The sequence below is a fragment of the Streptomyces sp. NPDC059567 genome, from assembly GCF_042735655.1.
Taxonomy (GTDB): Bacteria; Actinomycetota; Actinomycetes; order Streptomycetales; family Streptomycetaceae; genus Streptomyces.
On record NZ_JBHWBS010000122.1, the window covers coordinates 1 to 16,297 of the forward strand.

Genomic DNA, 16,297 nt, shown 5'->3' on the forward strand with positions numbered 1-16,297 from the left:
CCGGCGGGCCGGCCCTCGCGGACGTCCGTGCGATCAGAGGGGCAACCCGGCGTAGTTCTGCGCCAGTTCGGCCGCGGCGTGCGGCGAGGTCGCGATCCGCTCCAGCTGGGAGAGCTGGAGCCGGGTGTCGAAGGGCAGCTGACCGGGATCGGTGTGCAGCGTCGTCGTCATGAAGTACGAGAAGTGCTCGGCCCGCCAGACCCGGCGCAGACAGGTGTCGGAGTAGGCGTCGAGCAGCTCCGTGGAGCCGGTCGCGTACCGATCGGCGAGTGCCCGGGCCAGGACGATCACGTCGGCCGCGGCGAGGTTGAGCCCCTTCGCGCCGGTCGGCGGGACGATGTGCGCCGCGTCCCCGGCGAGCAGCAGCCGCCCGTACCGCATCGGTTCGGTCACCGAACTGCGCATCGGCAGCACCGACTTCTGTATGACCGGACCGCGCTCCAGCCGCCACCCGGGCTCCTCGCCGAGCGAGAAACGGGCGTCCAGCTCGTCCCAGACGCGCCGGTCGGACCAGTCGGCCGGATCGGTGCCGTTCGGCACCTGGAGGTAGAGCCGGCTCACGGCCGGCGACCTCATGCTGGCCAGCGCGAAGCCGCGCTCGGAGTGGGCGTAGATCAACTCGTCGTACACGGGCGGGGCTTCGGCGAGGATGCCGAGCCAGGAGTACGGATACGTCCGCTCGTACGTCGTACGCTCCGACTCGGGCACCGCCGTGCGCGCGACCCCGTGGAAGCCGTCGCAGCCGACGACGTAGTCGCACGTCAGGGTCTGCTCGCGGCCCTCGTGGGCGTAGCGGATCGACGGCCGGTCCGTCTCCACGCCCTCCACCGCCCGCACCTCCGCGCCGAACAGCAGCGGCCCGCCCTCGGCGAGCTGAAGGGCGATCAGGTCCTTGACCACCTCCGTCTGCGCGTACACCCAGACCCGGCGCCCTTCGGCGAGCGAGGGGAGATCGATCCGGTGGGAACGCCCGTCGAAACGCAGCTCGATGCCCTCGTGGGCCAGGCCCTCGGCGTCGAGTCGTGCCCCGGCTCCGGCGGCGCGCAGGGCGTCGACGGTGGCCTGTTCGAGGATTCCGGCGCGCTGACGCTGCTCGACATAGGCGCGGTCGCGGGATTCCAGGACCACGCAGTCGACACCGGCGTTGTGCAGCAGACGGGCGAGCAGCAGCCCGGAGGGGCCGCCGCCGATGATCCCGACGGTGGTGTGCATGAGCTCTCCGTGTTCGTATAGTGAACTTAACTTCACTCAAGAGTGGGCCGAGTCTGCGCCCGCCGCGGTCGACTGTCAACGCCCGGCGTGGACACACCGGGCCCTCCTGCGTCGTCATTCATTACGGTGTCCCCAAGATCCGTCAGGGAGAGTCCATGCCATCGACCGAAACCGCTCCGGCGCCGGACGCGCCGCACGAGCCGGACGTCCCGCAGGAAGCCGTCGCCCCGCTGATGCGCGGCCTCGCCGTACTGCGCCGGCTCACCGACGCCGACGGGGCGCTCAGCCTCAGCGAGCTGGAGCGCACCACCGGTCTGGCGCGCTCCACCGTGGACCGGGTGACCGGCACGCTCGCGCGCATGGGATACGTACGCCTCGATGGCCGTGACGTCTTTCTCGCCCCCCACCTGATGGAACTCGGCAACGCGTATCTGGCCGCGCTCGGACTGCCCGGCCTGCTCGGCCGCCACGCCGACGCGCTCGCCGACGAGCTCGACGAATCGGTCTCCCTCGCGGTCGCCGACGGCGACGGCATCCGCTTCGTCCACCAGGCCACCCGTCGGCGCGCCATGTCCCTCAGCTTCCGCATCGGCGACCTGTTGCCCGCCGAACGTACCGCCCCGGGGGCGCTGTTCGCCGCGGACTGGGCCGAGGCGGAGTGGGATCGCTGGCGCACCCGCAGGGCCGCCGACCCGCGGAGCGCCGGCTTCCCCGCCGTACCGCCCGGAAGCGGGCCGGACGAGAAGGAGTTCGCGGCCTCGGCGGCGCGGGCGGCGGAGCGCGGCTGGTCGATGGACGACCAGCTCATCGAGCCCGGCCTGGTCGCCCTGGCCCTGCCCGTCCGGGACGCGGAGGGCGCCGTCGTCTGCGTGGCGAGCGTCGTCAGCCACACCAGTCGCCACACCGCCGACTCGCTGCGCGAGGCCATGCTGCCCCGCCTGCGGGCCGCCGTCGCGTCATGGGAAGTCCTGCTGCGCGAGCACGCCGACGGGTCGGCGGGCCGGCGCGTGCCCGGTGGCGCGGCGCCGCAGGACCCCGCGCCCGGCGCGCCGGGTCTCGTCCCGCGTCCGGAGCGCGCGGCCAAGGCGCCCCCCGGACCCGGTCTCGCCGACTGGACCCATGCCTCGAAGCAGGAACTCGGCCGTGGGTTCATCGAGTCCCTCGCCCGCGGCCTCACGGTCCTCACCGCCTTCGGCGAGGACCGCTCCGCACTGCCCCTGACCGCCGTGGCCGAGGCCACCGGGCTCGCCAGGGCCACCGCGCGGCGCGCCCTCATCACCCTGGAGCACCTGGGCTACGTCGGCGCCGAAGGGCGGCTGTTCCGGCTCACGCCCCGGGTGCTCGGGCTGGGCTTCCCCCACCTCTCGCGGATGCCGCTCCCGCAGATCGCGGCGCCGCATCTGGCCGAACTGTCGCGGCGCGTCCACGACTCGGCCTCGCTGGCGGTGCTCGCCGGTGCCGACGTCCGCTACACCGCACGGGTCGCCACCCGCCGTGTCATGAGCGTGCACATCACCGTGGGCACCCGCTTCCCCGCCCACGCCACCTCCCTGGGCCGGGTGATCCTCGCCGACCTGCCGCCCGAGGCACGCGCCGCATGGCTGGAGTCCGTCGAGCCTGAGGCCCTGACCCCGTACACCGTCACCTCCCGCGCGGAGCTCGCCGCGGTCCTGGAGCGCGTGCGGGAGCAGGGATACGCCCTCGTCGACGAGGAACTGGAACAGGGGCTGCGGTCCATCGCGGTACCGGTGCGCGATCGCGCGGGCGTCGTCGTGGCGGCCGTCAACGTGGCCATGCACAGCAGCCGTCGCAGCGTGGAGGAGTGCGTCGGGGACGTGCTGCCCGAACTGCGCGCCACGGTCGCCCGGATCGAGGAGGACCTGCGGACGGCGGGGCGCTTCGCCCACGTCCCCGAGGTCTGACCCCCGCGTCACGTCTCAGGCGGAGGCCGGCGGCTCCGCCGGCGTGCGGAGCTGCTCCGCCGCGTCCGACACCCGCAGGAGCAGGCTCATGAACTGCGCCTGTTCCCCGGCGGAGAGCGGGGCGAGGAACACCTGGTTCATCCGGGCCGTCCGCACCGTGAGCTTGCGGTGCGTCCGCTCCCCGTCCTCGGTCAGCCGCAGCAGGAAGCGGCGGCCGTCCTCCGGGTCGCGCACCTTGTCGAGCAGCCCGCGTCGGGTGAGCCGGCTGACGACCTCGGCGATGGTGGAGCGGTCGAGGCCCACGCGCTCGCCCACGGTCCGCTGATCGAGGCCCGGCTCGGCGGTCAGGGCGTTCAGGACGCCGAACTGCGGGGAGGTGATCTCCTCCGAGACCATCGTGGTCCAGAGCAGGTGGTGCGCCTGCTGGAGCCGCCGGGCCAGGTGCCCGGGATGGGTGGTCAGATCCACCGCGGCCATCGTCTGCCTCCGGTTGATTTCGTTGGTGTACTGAACGATACGCGCCTTCCTCATGGCCCTCCGGACCGCTATTGACGGCCGTCGGGTCCGCTGCCAGCATGACGGCGTTGAAACCGAATGCTCAGTGCACTGACTAATGGGTGATGGAGTCGGAGGCTTCTCGTATGGACAAGGTGGTGGCCGCCGCCGCGGAGGCGGTGGCCGACATCGGGGACGGAGCGTCGCTCGCCGTGGGCGGCTTCGGTCTCAGCGGAGTGCCGAACGTGCTGATCGACGCGGTGTACAGGCGAGGTGTCGGCGGCCTGCGCGTCGTGTCGAACAACTGCGGCGCGATGGACTCCGGTCTCGCCGTGCTGCTGTCCGCGGGGCGGATCGCCCGGGTGACGGGTTCGTACATCGGGTCGAACAAGGAGTTCGCGCGGCAGTACCTCGCCGGCGAGCTGGAGGTCGAACTCATCCCGCAGGGCACGCTCGCGGAGCGGCTGAGGGCCGGCGGCTGCGGCATCCCCGCCTTCTACACCCCCGCCGGTGTCGGCACCCAGGTCGCCGAGGGCGGCCTGCCCTGGCGCTACGACGGTGCCGGCGGGGTCGCGCTGGCCTCGCCGCCCAAGGAGGTGCGCGCGTTCGACGGCGTCGAGCACGTGCTGGAGCACGGCATCCGCACGGACTTCGCGCTCGTCCGCGCGGCCCGCGGCGACCGGCACGGGAACCTGGTCTTCAACAAGTCGGCCCGGAACTTCAACCCGCTCGCCGCGATGGCCGGGAAGGTGACGATCGCCGAGGTCGAGGAGCTGGTCGAACCGGGCGGTATCGATCCCGACGAGGTCCATCTGCCCGGCGTCTTCGTCCAGCGGGTGGTGGCCCTGACCTCCGAACAGGCCCGGGAGAAGGGCATAGAGAAGAGGACCACGCGATGAGCTGGACCCGAGAGCAGATGGCCGCCCGGGCCGCCCGCGAGCTGAAGGACGGTCAGTACGTCAACCTGGGCATCGGCCTGCCGACCCTGATCCCCAACCACCTCCCCGAGGGTGTGGAGGTGGTCCTCGAGTCGGAGAACGGCATCCTCGGCACCGGGCCCTTCCCCGCCGAGGACGAGGTCGACCCCGATCTCATCAACGCCGGCAAGGAGACCGTCACGGTCCTGCCCGGGGCCTCGTACTTCGACTCCGCACTCTCCTTCGGGATGATCCGGGGCGGCCACATCGACGTCGCCGTCCTCGGCGCCATGCAGGTCTCGGCGTGCGGCGACCTCGCCAACTGGGCCGTGCCGGGCAAGATCATCACCGGAATCGGCGGGGCGATGGACCTCGTGCACGGCGCCCGGACCGTCATCGTCGTGATGACCCACACCGCCAAGGACGGCACCCCGAAGATCGTCGAGGAGTGCACCCTCCCACTGACCGGCCGGGCCTGCGTCGACCGGATCGTCACCGACCTCGGCGTCCTCGACGTCACCGACGACGGACTGGTCCTCGTCGAGACCGCACCCGGCGTCGACCCCGCCGACGTCCTCGCCAGGACGGCCGCCGAGGTCCACCGCGCCGTCGACACCCCCGCCCGCCGCCACTGACCCCGGGAACCCGCATGGACCTCACCCAGTCGGACATCGACACCGAGATCGACGAACTCCAGAACGCGTACGACAAGGAGCTGGCCGCCGGCGCCGCGCCCCGCAGCCATCCGGCCCGCGACTACGCCCCCTACCGCAGCTCCCTCCTCCGCCATCCCCGCCGGCCGCTCGTGGCCGTCAACGGCGGCGACCCCGAGACGGTGGAACTCTCCGGCCCCGTCTTCGGGCCGACCGACATCACCGAGATCGACAACGACCTCACCCGGCAGCACTCGGGCGATCCCCTCGGTGAGCGCATCACCGTCTCCGGGCGCCTCCTCGACCGGACCGGGCGGCCCGTACGCGGTCAGCTCATCGAGCTGTGGCAGGCCAACGCCTCCGGCCGCTACGCCCATCTGCGCGACCAGCACCCGGCCCCGCTCGACCCGAACTTCACCGGCGTCGGCCGCACCCTCACCGACGACGAGGGCCGCTACACCTTCACCACCGTCAAGCCGGGCGCCTATCCCTGGCGCAACCACACCAACGCGTGGCGCCCCGCCCACATCCACTTCTCGGTGTTCGGCACGGCGTTCACCCAGCGGCTCGTCACCCAGATGTACTTCCCCGGCGACCCGCTCTTCGCCCACGACCCGATCCTGCGCTCGGTCACCGACCCGGCCGCCCGCGAGCGGCTCGTCGCCACCTACGACCACGCGCTGTCGCGGCCCGAGTTCTCGCTCGGCTACGCCTGGGACATCGTCCTCGACGGTCCCTCCGCCAGCTGGCTCGAAGAAGGGCGCTGACCGGCGATGACGCTCCTCCCGACCCCGTCCCACACCATCGGCCCGTTCTACGGCTACGCCCTGCCCTTCCCCGAAGGGGAGCGGATAGCGCCGCACGGCCATCCGGACCGGATCGTCCTGCACGGACACGTGTACGACGGTGCGGGCGCCCCCGTCCCCGACGCGCTCCTGGAGTTCTGGCAGGCGGCCCCCGACGGCTCGCTCGCCGGCGCGCCCGGCTCGCTGCGCCGCGACCCCGTGACCGGCGGACACCTCGGCCGCAACGGGACCGACTTCACCGGCTTCGGCCGCGTCGCCACGGACGCCGACGGCCACTACGCCCTCCACACCCTGCCGCCCGGCAACGCGGGGCTGCCGTACATCGGCGTCTGCGTCTTCGCCCGCGGACTCCTGCACCACCTCTTCACCCGGGCCTATCTGCGGGACGGAGCCGATCCGCTGCTCGACTCGCTGCCGGCCCCGCGCCGGGCGACGCTGGTGGCCCGGCCCGACGAGAACGGCGCACCCCGCACGTACCGCTTCGACATCCGCCTTCAGGGCGAGGGCGAGACGGTCTTCCTGGAGTTCACGTGACACCCGATCCGTACGACGCGGAACCCCTCGACACCGGTCTGCTGTCCCCCGGCCGGGCGGGCTCCCCGGCCGAGGCCGCGACCGGCGACACGGCGTTCCTGCGGGCGATGCTCGGCGCGGAGGCCGCCCTCGCCCGGGCCCAGGCGGCCGTCGGGCAGACGCCGGACGAGGCCGCCGACGCGGTCACGGCCGCCGCCGACACCGCCCGCTTCGACGTACGCGACCTCGCCCTGCGCGCCCGAGCCGGCGGCAACCCCGTCATCCCGCTGGTCGCCGACCTCACCGCCGCCGTGCCGGGGGAGTGGCGGGCGTACGTCCACCGGGGCGCGACCAGCCAGGACATCCTGGACACCGCGGCGATGCTGGTCGCGCGCCGAACCCTGGACCTGGTCCTCGACGACCTCGGCCGCGCGGAACGGGCGCTGGGAGCCCTGGCCGCCGCCCACCGGGACACGGCCATGCCCGGCCGGACCCTCACCCAGCATGCCGTGCCCACCACCTTCGGCCTCAAGGCGGCCGGCTGGCGCTCGCTGATCCTCGACGCCCGGGACCGCCTCCTCGTCGTACGGGACTCCCTGCCGGTCCAACTCGGCGGAGCCGCCGGAACCTTGGCGGCCTTCGCGGCCTACGCGAACGAGGCGGACGGCGAGACCGAACGGCTCGTCACGGCCTACGCCCACGAGACCGGCCTCGCCGTGCCCGCCCTGCCCTGGCACACCCTGCGCACCCCGATCGCCGACCTCGCGGGCGCTCTCGCCTTCACCGCGGGGGCGCTCGGCAAGACCGCCGTCGACGTCCTCACCCTCTCCCGCACCGAGATCGCGGAGGTGGCGGAGGCCGCGGGTGGCGGCTCCTCCGCCATGCCGCACAAGGCGAACCCCGTACGGGCCACGCTCATCGCCTCGGCCGCGCGCCGCGCCCCGCACCTCGCGGCCGTCCTCTACGCCTCGATGGCGGCCGAGGACGAGCGCCCGGCCGGCGCCTGGCACGCCGAGTGGGAGCCGCTGCGCGACCTGCTCCGCCTCGTCGGCGGGGCGGCACGCGACACCGCGGAACTGACCACGGGCCTTCGCGTCCACGCGGACGTCATGCGCGAACACCTGGACCTCACCGGAGGGTTGATCCTCTCCGAGCGGCTGTCCGCCGCCCTCGCCCCGGTCCTCGGCCGGGCTCGCGCGAAGGAACTCCTCACCGAACTCGCCCTGCGGAGCCGCGCCGAGGGGCGCCCGCTCGGGGACCTCCTCGGCGACGTGCCTCAGTCGAAGGACCTCGACCTCGACGAGCTCACCGACCCCACTCGCTCGACGGGCTCCGCCGGCGCCCTGACCGACCGCGCACTGGAGCGACCTTGACCCCCGTCACCCCTCAGCCGCCCCACGGAGGACCGCACCACCGCGTCGAGGGGCCGTCCACCGCACCGGTCCTCATCCTCGGCCCCTCCCTGGGCACCTCCACCGCCCTGTGGGACGCGGTCGCCCCCGAACTGTCGGTGACCCACCGCGTCGTCCGCTGGGACCTCCCCGGCCACGGCGGCTCCCCGGCCTCGCTCATCGGCCCCGGAGCGACCGTCGCCGACCTGGCAGGACTCGTCCTCACCCTCGCCGACGCGCTCGGAGCCGAGCGTTTCTCGTACGCGGGCGTCTCGCTCGGCGGAGCCGTCGGACTGCATCTCGCCGTGCACCACCCCGAGCGGGTGGACCGCCTCGCGGTGCTCTGCTCCTCCGCCCACTTCGGCGGCTCCGCGATGTGGGAGGAACGCGCCGCGACCGTCCGGCGCGAGGGTCTGGCCGCACTCGCCGAGACCGCCGACGCCCGCTGGTTCACGCCTGGCTTCACCGTGCCCGCCCTGGTCGACGACCACCGCAAGGCCGACCCGGACGCGTACGCCGCCTGCTGCGACGCGCTCGCCGCCTTCGACCTCCGCGACCGGCTGCCGTCGATCGGCGCGCCCACGCTCCTCGTCGCCGGTCGCGAGGACCCGGCGACCCCACCGGCACATCTGCGGGAGATCGCCGACGCGGTGCCGGGCGCCACGCTCACCGAGATCCCCGGCGCCTCCCATCTGGCACCCGCCGAACAGCCCGGCGCCGTCCTCGCCGCGCTGCGCGGGCACCTCACGGACGGCGGCGCGCGGCGGGGCATGGAGGTCCGCCGCCAGGTGCTGGGGGACGCGCACGTGGACGGCGCCCAGGCGCGGCAGACGGAGTTCACGGCCCGGTTCCAGGACTTCATCTCCCGCTACGCCTGGGGCGAGATCTGGACCGACCCCACCCTGTCGCGGCGCGAGCGGAGCCTGGTCACCCTCACGGCGCTCGTCGCCCACGGCCACCTGGACGAGCTGGCCATGCATGTCCGTGCGGCCCGGCGCAACGGTCTGCGGCCCGACGAGATCGGAGCCGTACTGCTCCAGGCCGCGGTCTACTGCGGTGTCCCGGCCGCCAACGCGGCCTTCGCCGTGGCCCAGCGCGTCCTGGCGGAGGAGGACGCGCCGGGGGAGTGACAGGACCCCGGCTTCATGACAACCATTTCCATCAAATGCTCTCCGCGGGGCTCCGGCGTGCAGTACATCGGCCGAGGGCGGAGCATGAACGTGAGGAGGGTGGGGGCGGCGGACCAGGAGGCTGCCATGCCCGACGAGCTCGTCGTACTGAAGAACGTCAACAAGCACTTCGGTGCTCTCCACGTGCTCCAGTCCATCGACATGACCGTCGGCCGAGGCGAGGTCGTCGTGGTCATCGGACCGTCCGGCGGTGGGAAGTCGACCCTCTGCCGGGCCATCAACCGACTGGAGACCATCGACTCCGGCGAGATCGTCATCGACGGCAAGCCGCTGCCCGCCGAGGGCCGCGAGCTCGCCGCGCTCCGCGCCGACGTCGGCATGGTCTTCCAGTCCTTCAACCTCTTCGCGCACAAGACCGTGCTCGAGAACGTCACCCTCGGCCAGATCAAGGTCCGTAAGAAGGACAAGAAGGCCGCCGAGAAGCGGGCCCGTGAGCTGCTCGACCGCGTCGGGGTCGCGAACCAGGCCGACAAGTACCCCGCCCAGCTCTCCGGCGGTCAGCAGCAGCGCGTCGCGATCGCCCGGGCGCTGGCCATGGAACCGAAGGTGATGCTCTTCGACGAGCCGACGTCCGCGCTCGACCCCGAGATGATCAACGAAGTCCTCGAGGTCATGCAGCAACTCGCCCGTGACGGGATGACCATGGTCGTCGTCACCCACGAGATGGGCTTCGCGCGCTCCGCCGCCAACCGCGTGGTGTTCATGGCGGACGGCAGGATCGTGGAGGAGACCACACCCGACGAGTTCTTCAGCAACCCGCGCAGCGACCGTGCCAAGGACTTCCTGTCGAAGATCCTGCACCACTGAGCAGTGGCCGCCACGCGCGCACAGCAGCCCCCAGGGGTGATCACATGAACGCTCGCAAGCTCACCAAGGCCGGGGTGGCCGCGGCCGCCGCGCTCGCCCTCTCCTTCTCCGTGGCCGCCTGCGGCGACGACAGCGGAGGCGGCAGCTCGGCCTCCGACGGCGACAAGATCACGGTCGGTATCAAGTACGACCAGCCCGGCGTCGGGCTCAAGACCCCCGACGGCACCTACACCGGCTTCGACGTCGACGTGGCCACGTACATCGCCAAGCAGCTCGGCCGGGATCCCGGTGACATCGAGTGGAAGGAGGCCAAGAGCGCCGACCGGGAGACGATGCTCCAGCGCGGCGATGTCGACTTCATCGCGGCCTCCTACTCGATCAACGACAAGCGGGAGGAGAAGGTCGACTTCGCCGGTCCGTACCTCCTGGCCCACCAGGACGTGCTGATCCGCGCGGACGACAACTCCATCACCAAACCCGAGGACCTGAACAACAAGAAGCTCTGCTCGGTCACCGGCTCCACGTCCGCCCAGAACGTCAAGGACAAGATCGCCCCCGACGCACAGCTCCAGGAGTACGGCGGCTACTCCGAGTGCCTCACCGGCCTGGAGAACGGTGTGATCGACGCGGTGACCACCGACGACGCGATTCTCGCCGGTTACGCCTCGCAGCCCGAGTTCGAAGGCAAGTTCAAGCTCGGCGGCTTCGAGATGAGCAACGAGAACTACGGAATCGGTGTCCAGGAGGGCAGTGAACTGAAGCAGCAGATCAACGACGCCCTGGAGAAGATGGTCGCCGACGGTTCCTGGGACGCGGCCGTGAAGAAGAACTTCGGTCCCGCCGAGTACCAGAACGAGCCCGCGCCGGAGATCGGCGTCATCGTCAAGTAAGTGGGCCGCCGTGTTCGACTTCCTCGAAGGCTACGACCTGCTGGGAGCGTTCTGGGTGACGGTGCAGCTCACCGTCTACTCCGCGATCGGCTCCCTGATCTGGGGGACGCTGCTGGCCGCCATGCGCGTCAGTCCCGTCCCCCTGATGCGGGGCTTCGGCACCGTCTACGTCAACATCGTCCGGAACATCCCCCTCACGGTGATCATCGTCTTCACCTCGCTCGGCCTGTTCCAGACCCTCGGCGTCAACATGGGCGCCGAGGACTTCACCACCATCAACTTCCGGCTCGCCGTCCTCGGACTGATCGCCTACACCTCCGCCTTCGTCTGTGAGGCGCTGCGCTCCGGCATCAACACGGTTCCCCTCGGCCAGGTCGAGGCCGCCCGCGCCATCGGACTCAACTTCTCCCAGGTGCTGCGCCTGATCGTGTTGCCGCAGGCGTTCCGTTCGGTCGTCGGACCGCTGGCCAACGTCCTGATCGCTCTCACCAAGAACACCACCGTGGCCGCCGCCATCGGCGTCGCCGAAGCCGCCCTGCTGATGCGCGAGATGATCGAGAACGAGGCCCAGCTCATCCTCATCTCGCTGATCTTCGCGGTCGGCTTCATCTGCCTCACGCTCCCCATGGGGCTCTTCCTCGGCTGGGTGAGCAAGAAGGTGGCGGTGAAGCGATGAAGGAGAAGCCCACCGCCCTCTACGACGTCCCCGGCCCGCGCGCGAAGCGGCGCAACCTCCTCTACACCCTGCTGTTCCTGCTCGCCGTCGCCGGCCTGATCTGGTGGGTCCTGGCGACCCTCGCCGATCAGGGCCAGCTCGAATGGGCCAAATGGTCCCCGTTCTTCACGGACTCCCGCACCTGGACGACGTTCCTCCTGCCCGCCCTGAAGAACACCCTCATCGCCGCCGCGCTCTCCGTGGTCATCGCCCTGCCGGTGGGCGCCCTCCTCGGTATCGGGCGCCTCTCCGACCACGTCTGGATCCGCGGCGCCGCCGGCACGATCGTGGAGTTCTTCCGCGCCATCCCCGTGCTGATCCTGATGCTCTTCGCCAACGCCGCCTACTCCGAGTTCACCGACATCAGCCCGGAGAACCGCCCCCTCTACGCGGTCGTCACCGGCCTCGTCCTCTACAACGCCTCCGTCCTCGCCGAGGTCGTACGGGCCGGCATCCTCTCCCTGCCCCGCGGCCAGACCGACGCCGCCAAGGCCATCGGGATGCGCAAGGGCCAGACCATGACGAACATCCTGCTGCCCCAATCGGTCACCGCGATGCTCCCGGCGCTCGTCAGCCAGCTCGTCGTCATCGTCAAGGACACGGCACTCGGCGGTGCGATGCTCGGCTTCTCCGAGCTCCTCGCATCCGTACGCCCGATGAGCGCGAACTATGGAGCGAACACCATCGCCAGCTTCACCGTCGTCGCCGTCATCTTCGTCATCCTGAACTTCGCCCTCACCACCTTCGCCGGCTGGCTGGAACGCAGGCTGAGGCGTGCCAAGAAGTCGACGGGCGCGGTCGTCGGCGCCGACGCCGTCGAGGAGCTCGCGACCCCGGGCGAGCACATGGGCCCGGCCGACGGCACCAAGTGAACGGCGGATCGGAGCACTCATGACAGACGCGCAAGGGCACGAGCCCCCGGGGCTTCGCTGCCTCGTCACCGGCGCCAGTGGCTACATCGGCGGCCGCCTCGTCCCCGAACTCCTGGCCGCCGGGCACCGGGTGCGGTGCCTGGCGCGGACCCCCGCCAAGCTGCGCGACCACCCCTGGGCCGGAGAGGTGGAGGTCGTCCGCGGTGACGTCACCGACGCAGGGACCCTGGCGCCGGCCCTCCAGGACATCGACGTCGCCTACTACCTGGTGCACGCCCTGAGCGGCGGACGCGACTTCGAACGCACCGACCGCATCGCCGCCCGCACCTTCGCCGAGCAGGCCCGCGCCGCCGGTGTCCGCCGCATCGTCTACCTCGGCGGACTCACCCCGCGCGGTGTTCCCGAACGCGACCTCTCGCCCCATCTGCGCTCCCGCGCGGAGGTCGGGCGCATCCTCCTGGAATCCGGGGTCCCCACCACGGTGCTCCGCGCCGCCGTCATCATCGGTTCCGGCTCGGCCTCCTTCGAGATGCTCCGCTATCTCACCGAACGCCTGCCCGTGATGGTCACCCCGAGCTGGGTGCGCACCCGTATCCAGCCCGTCGCCGTCCGGGACGTGCTGCGCTGTCTCGTCGGCAGCGCGCGGATGCCGGCGGAGGTCAGCCGCACCTTCGACATCGGCGGCCCCGACATCCTCACGTATCTCGGCATGATGCGCCGCTACGCCGCCGTCGCCGGGCTGCCCCGGCGGCTCATCCTCCCCGTGCCGGTCCTGACGCCCCGCCTTTCCAGTCTGTGGATCGGTCTCGTCACCCCGGTGCCCCGGTCCATCGCCCGCCCGCTCGCGGAGTCGCTCAAGTACGAGGTCGTCTGCGACGAGCACGACATCGCCGCGTGGGTGCCGGAACCGACCGGCACCCCCCTCTCCTTCGACACGGCGCTGGACCTCGCCCTCCAGCGCGTCCGCGACGCCCAGGTCACCACCCGGTGGTCCTCCGCCTCCGTGCCCGGGGCACCGAGCGACCCGCTGCCCACCGACCCCGACTGGGCGGGCGGCAGCCTCTACACGGACGTGCGGGAACTGACCGTCGACGCGTCGCCGCGGGCGCTGTGGCGGGTCGTCGAGGGAATCGGCGGGGAGAACGGCTGGTACTCCTTCCCCCTCGCCTGGGCCGTCCGCGGCTGGTTCGACCGCCTCATCGGAGGCGTCGGACTGCGACGGGGCCGGCGCGACGCGACGCGACTGAGGGTCGGCGACTCGCTGGACTTCTGGCGCGTCGAGGAGATCGAGCGCGGCCGCCTGCTGCGGCTGCGCGCGGAGATGCGGCTTCCCGGACTCGCCTGGCTGGAGATGTCCGCCGAACACGACGAGGACGGGCGGACCCGGTACCACCAGCGGGCGCTGTTCCACCCGCGCGGTCTGGCCGGTCATGCCTACTGGTGGGGCGTCTCGCCGTTCCACGCCGTGGTGTTCGGCGGCATGGCCCGCAACATCGCCCTGAAGGCGGAGGCGAGCGAGGAGACGGGTCGCCCCGCCGACGGCCCCGCGCCCGCGTCCCACGGTGGTACACCACCCGGCCCCGCGCCCGCTCGCGACCGGTGAACATGTGAGCGGGAGTCCGGCGGTTCGGAGTCCCGAGGCTGCGCGAGGAGCACCCAAGGGCGGCGCGGCAGGCCGCCCCCCGTGCCCGGCGACGAGCCCCGCGCGCGCGGATCCGGAGTGGGACACTCTCCCGGGGCCGTCCGCCGTCCAGGTGAAACACCCCATCCCGCGGCGCCTCGATGCCGAATGAGGAGCATGACCCTCTCAGAGCCCACGCGCGAGCCCACCCGCACCGACCGCCTCCTCGGCGCGCTCGGCGGGCTCGTCGCCGGGTACGTCTCCCTCGCCGTCGCCGAAGTCGTCGCCGCCTGGGTCCGACCCGAAGCGGGCCCCGTCACGGCCGTCGGCGGAGCGGTCATCGACCTCACCCCGGCTCCGGTCAAGGAATGGGCGATCCGGACCTTCGGCACCAGCGACAAGGCCGTCCTCCTGACGGGCATCCTCACGATCCTCGCGCTCCTGGCCGCCGCCATCGGCCTGCTGGCGCTGCGGAACCGGCCGGCAGGCGTCGCGGGCGTGCTCTCCTTCGGTGTCGTCGGCGCCCTCGCCGCGGCGGGCCGCCCTGACTCCGACTCCGCGGCCGACATGCTCCCCTCGCTCATCGGCGCGGTGGCCGGCGCGGCCCTGCTCTACGTCCTGATCGGCCGCCTGCTCGCCCAACGGCCCTCGGCCGCACCGGAACGGGCCGCCCGCGCGAGCCGCCGGAGGTTCCTCCTGACCGCGGCCGCCACGGTCGTCGCGGCGACGGGCGCGGCGGCGCTCGGCCGGGCGCTCGGCGGCGCCCGTCACGAGGACGCCGTGGCTTCCCGTACCGCGTTCCGGCTGCCCCGGCCGGCCTCCGCCGCACCGGCCGTCCCGCGCGGGGCGCAACTCGACGTCCCCGGCATCGGACCCTTCATCACCCCGAACAAGGACTTCTACCGGATCGACACCGCGCTCGTCGTCCCCAAGGTGGACGCCGACGGCTGGCGGCTCCGGATCGCCGGCCTGGGCGTCGACGGGGATCGCACCCTCACCCTGCAGGACCTCCTCCGCCGCACCGTGATCGAGCGCGACATCACCCTCGCCTGCGTCTCCAACGAGGTCGGCGGGCCTCTCGTCGGAAACGCCCGCTGGCTCGGTGTCCGGCTCGCCGACCTGCTCCGTGAGGCGGGCGTACGACCGCCGTCCGGGGGCGGCCCCGCCGACCAGATCGTCGCCCGCTCCGCCGACGGCATGACGATCGGGACCCCGGTCGAGGACGTGATGGACGGCCGCGACGCGCTCCTCGCCTTCGGGATGAACGGCGAGCCCCTGCCCTTCGAGCACGGCTTCCCCGTGCGGATGCTCGTACCGGGCCTGTACGGCTACGTCTCCGCCTGCAAGTGGATCGTGGACATCGAGCTCACCACCTTCGACGCCTACGACGCCTACTGGGTGCGCGGAGGCTGGGCGGCCGAGGCGCCGGTCAAGACCCAGTCGAGGATCGACACCCCCCGCTCCCTCGCCCGCCTCGACGAGGGCACGGTGATGATCGCCGGGGTGGCCTGGGCCCAGCACCGGGGCATCGCGCGCGTCCAGGTGCGCGTCGACGACGGCCCCTGGCGGGACGCGCGGCTCGCCACCGAGGACAGCCGCGACACCTGGCGCCAGTGGGTGTACCCGTGGCAGGCCACCCCCGGCCGCCACGACCTCACCGTCCGGGCCACCGACGGCGCCGGCGACACCCAGACCGAGCGCCGCACCGACCCGATGCCCGACGGGGCGAGCGGGTGGCACACCATCGCGGTCACGGTCGAGGCCGTCGAATGACCCTGCCGTGTCCCCCGGAAGTGGATCACTGCTGCCCGGTGGGGTGACCGGGCGGCGTGCCGCGTACGCCCGGGCGGGCCGAAGGGCCGTTGATGGGTACGTGAGTACCGCGAGCACCGCACCGATACTGACCGAGACGCACCGGCCCCCCAGGCTCGACCAGGGTGCGGACACCGCGCCCGGCGGCATAGTCGTCCACTCCTGCACCCACGTCGGCCCCGCGACCCTGCTGGTCCGGCTGACCGGAGAGCTCGACCACTACAGCGCCGCACCGCTGCGGGCGATACTCGCCTCCGCCGCCGCGGACGGCTGCACCGACCTGATCCTGGACGCCTCGCGGGTCACCTTCTGCGACTCCGGCCTCCTCGCCGTCCTGGACCAGTGGTCCAGGCTGGGCCGCCGCTACCGCATCGACGCGCCCCCGGCCGTCGTCCTCAGACTGCTGCGGGTCGCCGCGGGCACCCTGTGGTCCCCCCCGCCGCGCGGGCGGGGGGGCGGGGCGGGGTGGGGGGCGGGGGCG

At 72.4% G+C, this 16,297-nt stretch carries 16 protein-coding genes; 14 read left to right on the plus strand and 2 right to left on the minus strand.

The window, feature by feature from the left end; translation table 11 throughout:
• Positions 1 to 33 precede the first annotated feature (33 nt).
• On the minus strand, positions 34 to 1,212 hold the full coding sequence (locus ACFVZW_RS33470) for a 4-hydroxybenzoate 3-monooxygenase (protein ID WP_384529478.1): 1,179 nt from the start codon (positions 1,210 to 1,212) through the stop codon (positions 34 to 36).
• 155 nt (positions 1,213 to 1,367) lie between these two features.
• Between ACFVZW_RS33470 and ACFVZW_RS33475 the strand changes: the two genes are divergently transcribed.
• A complete protein-coding gene (locus tag ACFVZW_RS33475) occupies positions 1,368 to 3,134 on the plus strand; it encodes an IclR family transcriptional regulator C-terminal domain-containing protein (RefSeq protein ID WP_384529481.1) in 1,767 nt (588 codons plus the stop codon).
• 15 nt (positions 3,135 to 3,149) lie between these two features.
• Here ACFVZW_RS33475 and ACFVZW_RS33480 read toward each other — a convergent pair whose 3' ends face one another.
• Positions 3,150 to 3,611 (minus strand): MarR family winged helix-turn-helix transcriptional regulator, encoded by a 462-nt coding sequence (locus ACFVZW_RS33480; RefSeq protein ID WP_384529531.1) that lies wholly within the window; start codon positions 3,609 to 3,611, stop codon positions 3,150 to 3,152.
• Between the two features lie 164 nt (positions 3,612 to 3,775).
• On the opposite strand from ACFVZW_RS33480, the gene ACFVZW_RS33485 reads away from it, so the two are divergent.
• The 13 genes from ACFVZW_RS33485 to ACFVZW_RS33545 all read left to right on the plus strand — a co-directional run.
• Positions 3,776 to 4,528: a CoA transferase subunit A gene (locus ACFVZW_RS33485; protein WP_384529484.1), complete on the plus strand. Its 753-nt coding sequence runs from the start codon at positions 3,776 to 3,778 to the stop codon at positions 4,526 to 4,528.
• Positions 4,525 to 5,181 (plus strand): CoA transferase subunit B, encoded by a 657-nt coding sequence (locus ACFVZW_RS33490; protein ID WP_384529487.1) that lies wholly within the window; start codon positions 4,525 to 4,527, stop codon positions 5,179 to 5,181. The genes ACFVZW_RS33485 and ACFVZW_RS33490 overlap by 4 nt, the downstream gene beginning before the upstream one ends.
• Positions 5,182 to 5,195: 14 nt before the next feature.
• Entirely contained in the window at positions 5,196 to 5,966 is a 771-nt protein-coding gene (pcaH, locus tag ACFVZW_RS33495) for a protocatechuate 3,4-dioxygenase subunit beta (protein WP_384529489.1), read from the plus strand.
• A gap of 6 nt (positions 5,967 to 5,972) precedes the next feature.
• The gene (gene pcaG / locus ACFVZW_RS33500) at positions 5,973 to 6,539 is read left to right on the plus strand and encodes a protocatechuate 3,4-dioxygenase subunit alpha (protein ID WP_384529492.1); all 567 of its coding nucleotides are present in this window, start codon (positions 5,973 to 5,975) and stop codon (positions 6,537 to 6,539) included.
• Positions 6,536 to 7,891 (plus strand): 3-carboxy-cis,cis-muconate cycloisomerase, encoded by a 1,356-nt coding sequence (gene pcaB, locus ACFVZW_RS33505; protein ID WP_384529495.1) that lies wholly within the window; start codon positions 6,536 to 6,538, stop codon positions 7,889 to 7,891. The genes pcaG and pcaB overlap by 4 nt, the downstream gene beginning before the upstream one ends.
• Complete coding sequence (gene pcaD / locus ACFVZW_RS33510; RefSeq protein ID WP_384529498.1) at positions 7,888 to 9,039, plus strand: 3-oxoadipate enol-lactonase; 1,152 nt, start codon at positions 7,888 to 7,890, stop codon at positions 9,037 to 9,039. The genes pcaB and pcaD overlap by 4 nt, the downstream gene beginning before the upstream one ends.
• Positions 9,040 to 9,123: 84 nt before the next feature.
• Positions 9,124 to 9,906 carry an amino acid ABC transporter ATP-binding protein gene (locus ACFVZW_RS33515; protein WP_384529501.1) on the plus strand — a complete coding sequence of 261 codons (783 nt, stop codon included), beginning with the start codon at positions 9,124 to 9,126 and terminating at the stop codon, positions 9,904 to 9,906.
• A gap of 44 nt (positions 9,907 to 9,950) precedes the next feature.
• The gene (locus ACFVZW_RS33520; protein ID WP_384529504.1) at positions 9,951 to 10,796 is read left to right on the plus strand and encodes a glutamate ABC transporter substrate-binding protein; all 846 of its coding nucleotides are present in this window, start codon (positions 9,951 to 9,953) and stop codon (positions 10,794 to 10,796) included.
• Positions 10,797 to 10,806: 10 nt separating this feature from the next.
• Positions 10,807 to 11,472: an amino acid ABC transporter permease gene (locus ACFVZW_RS33525; RefSeq protein ID WP_384529505.1), complete on the plus strand. Its 666-nt coding sequence runs from the start codon at positions 10,807 to 10,809 to the stop codon at positions 11,470 to 11,472.
• Positions 11,469 to 12,383, plus strand: coding sequence for an amino acid ABC transporter permease (locus ACFVZW_RS33530; protein ID WP_384529508.1), 915 nt, complete (start codon positions 11,469 to 11,471; stop codon positions 12,381 to 12,383). The genes ACFVZW_RS33525 and ACFVZW_RS33530 overlap by 4 nt, the downstream gene beginning before the upstream one ends.
• 19 nt (positions 12,384 to 12,402) lie before the next feature.
• The gene (locus ACFVZW_RS33535) at positions 12,403 to 13,986 is read left to right on the plus strand and encodes an SDR family oxidoreductase (RefSeq protein WP_384529511.1); all 1,584 of its coding nucleotides are present in this window, start codon (positions 12,403 to 12,405) and stop codon (positions 13,984 to 13,986) included.
• A gap of 195 nt (positions 13,987 to 14,181) precedes the next feature.
• Complete coding sequence (locus ACFVZW_RS33540; protein WP_384529514.1) at positions 14,182 to 15,777, plus strand: molybdopterin-dependent oxidoreductase; 1,596 nt, start codon at positions 14,182 to 14,184, stop codon at positions 15,775 to 15,777.
• Positions 15,778 to 15,877: 100 nt separating this feature from the next.
• Positions 15,878 to 16,297, plus strand: a 420-nt coding sequence (locus ACFVZW_RS33545) for an STAS domain-containing protein (protein WP_384529517.1), incomplete at its 3' end; no start/stop codon positions are given.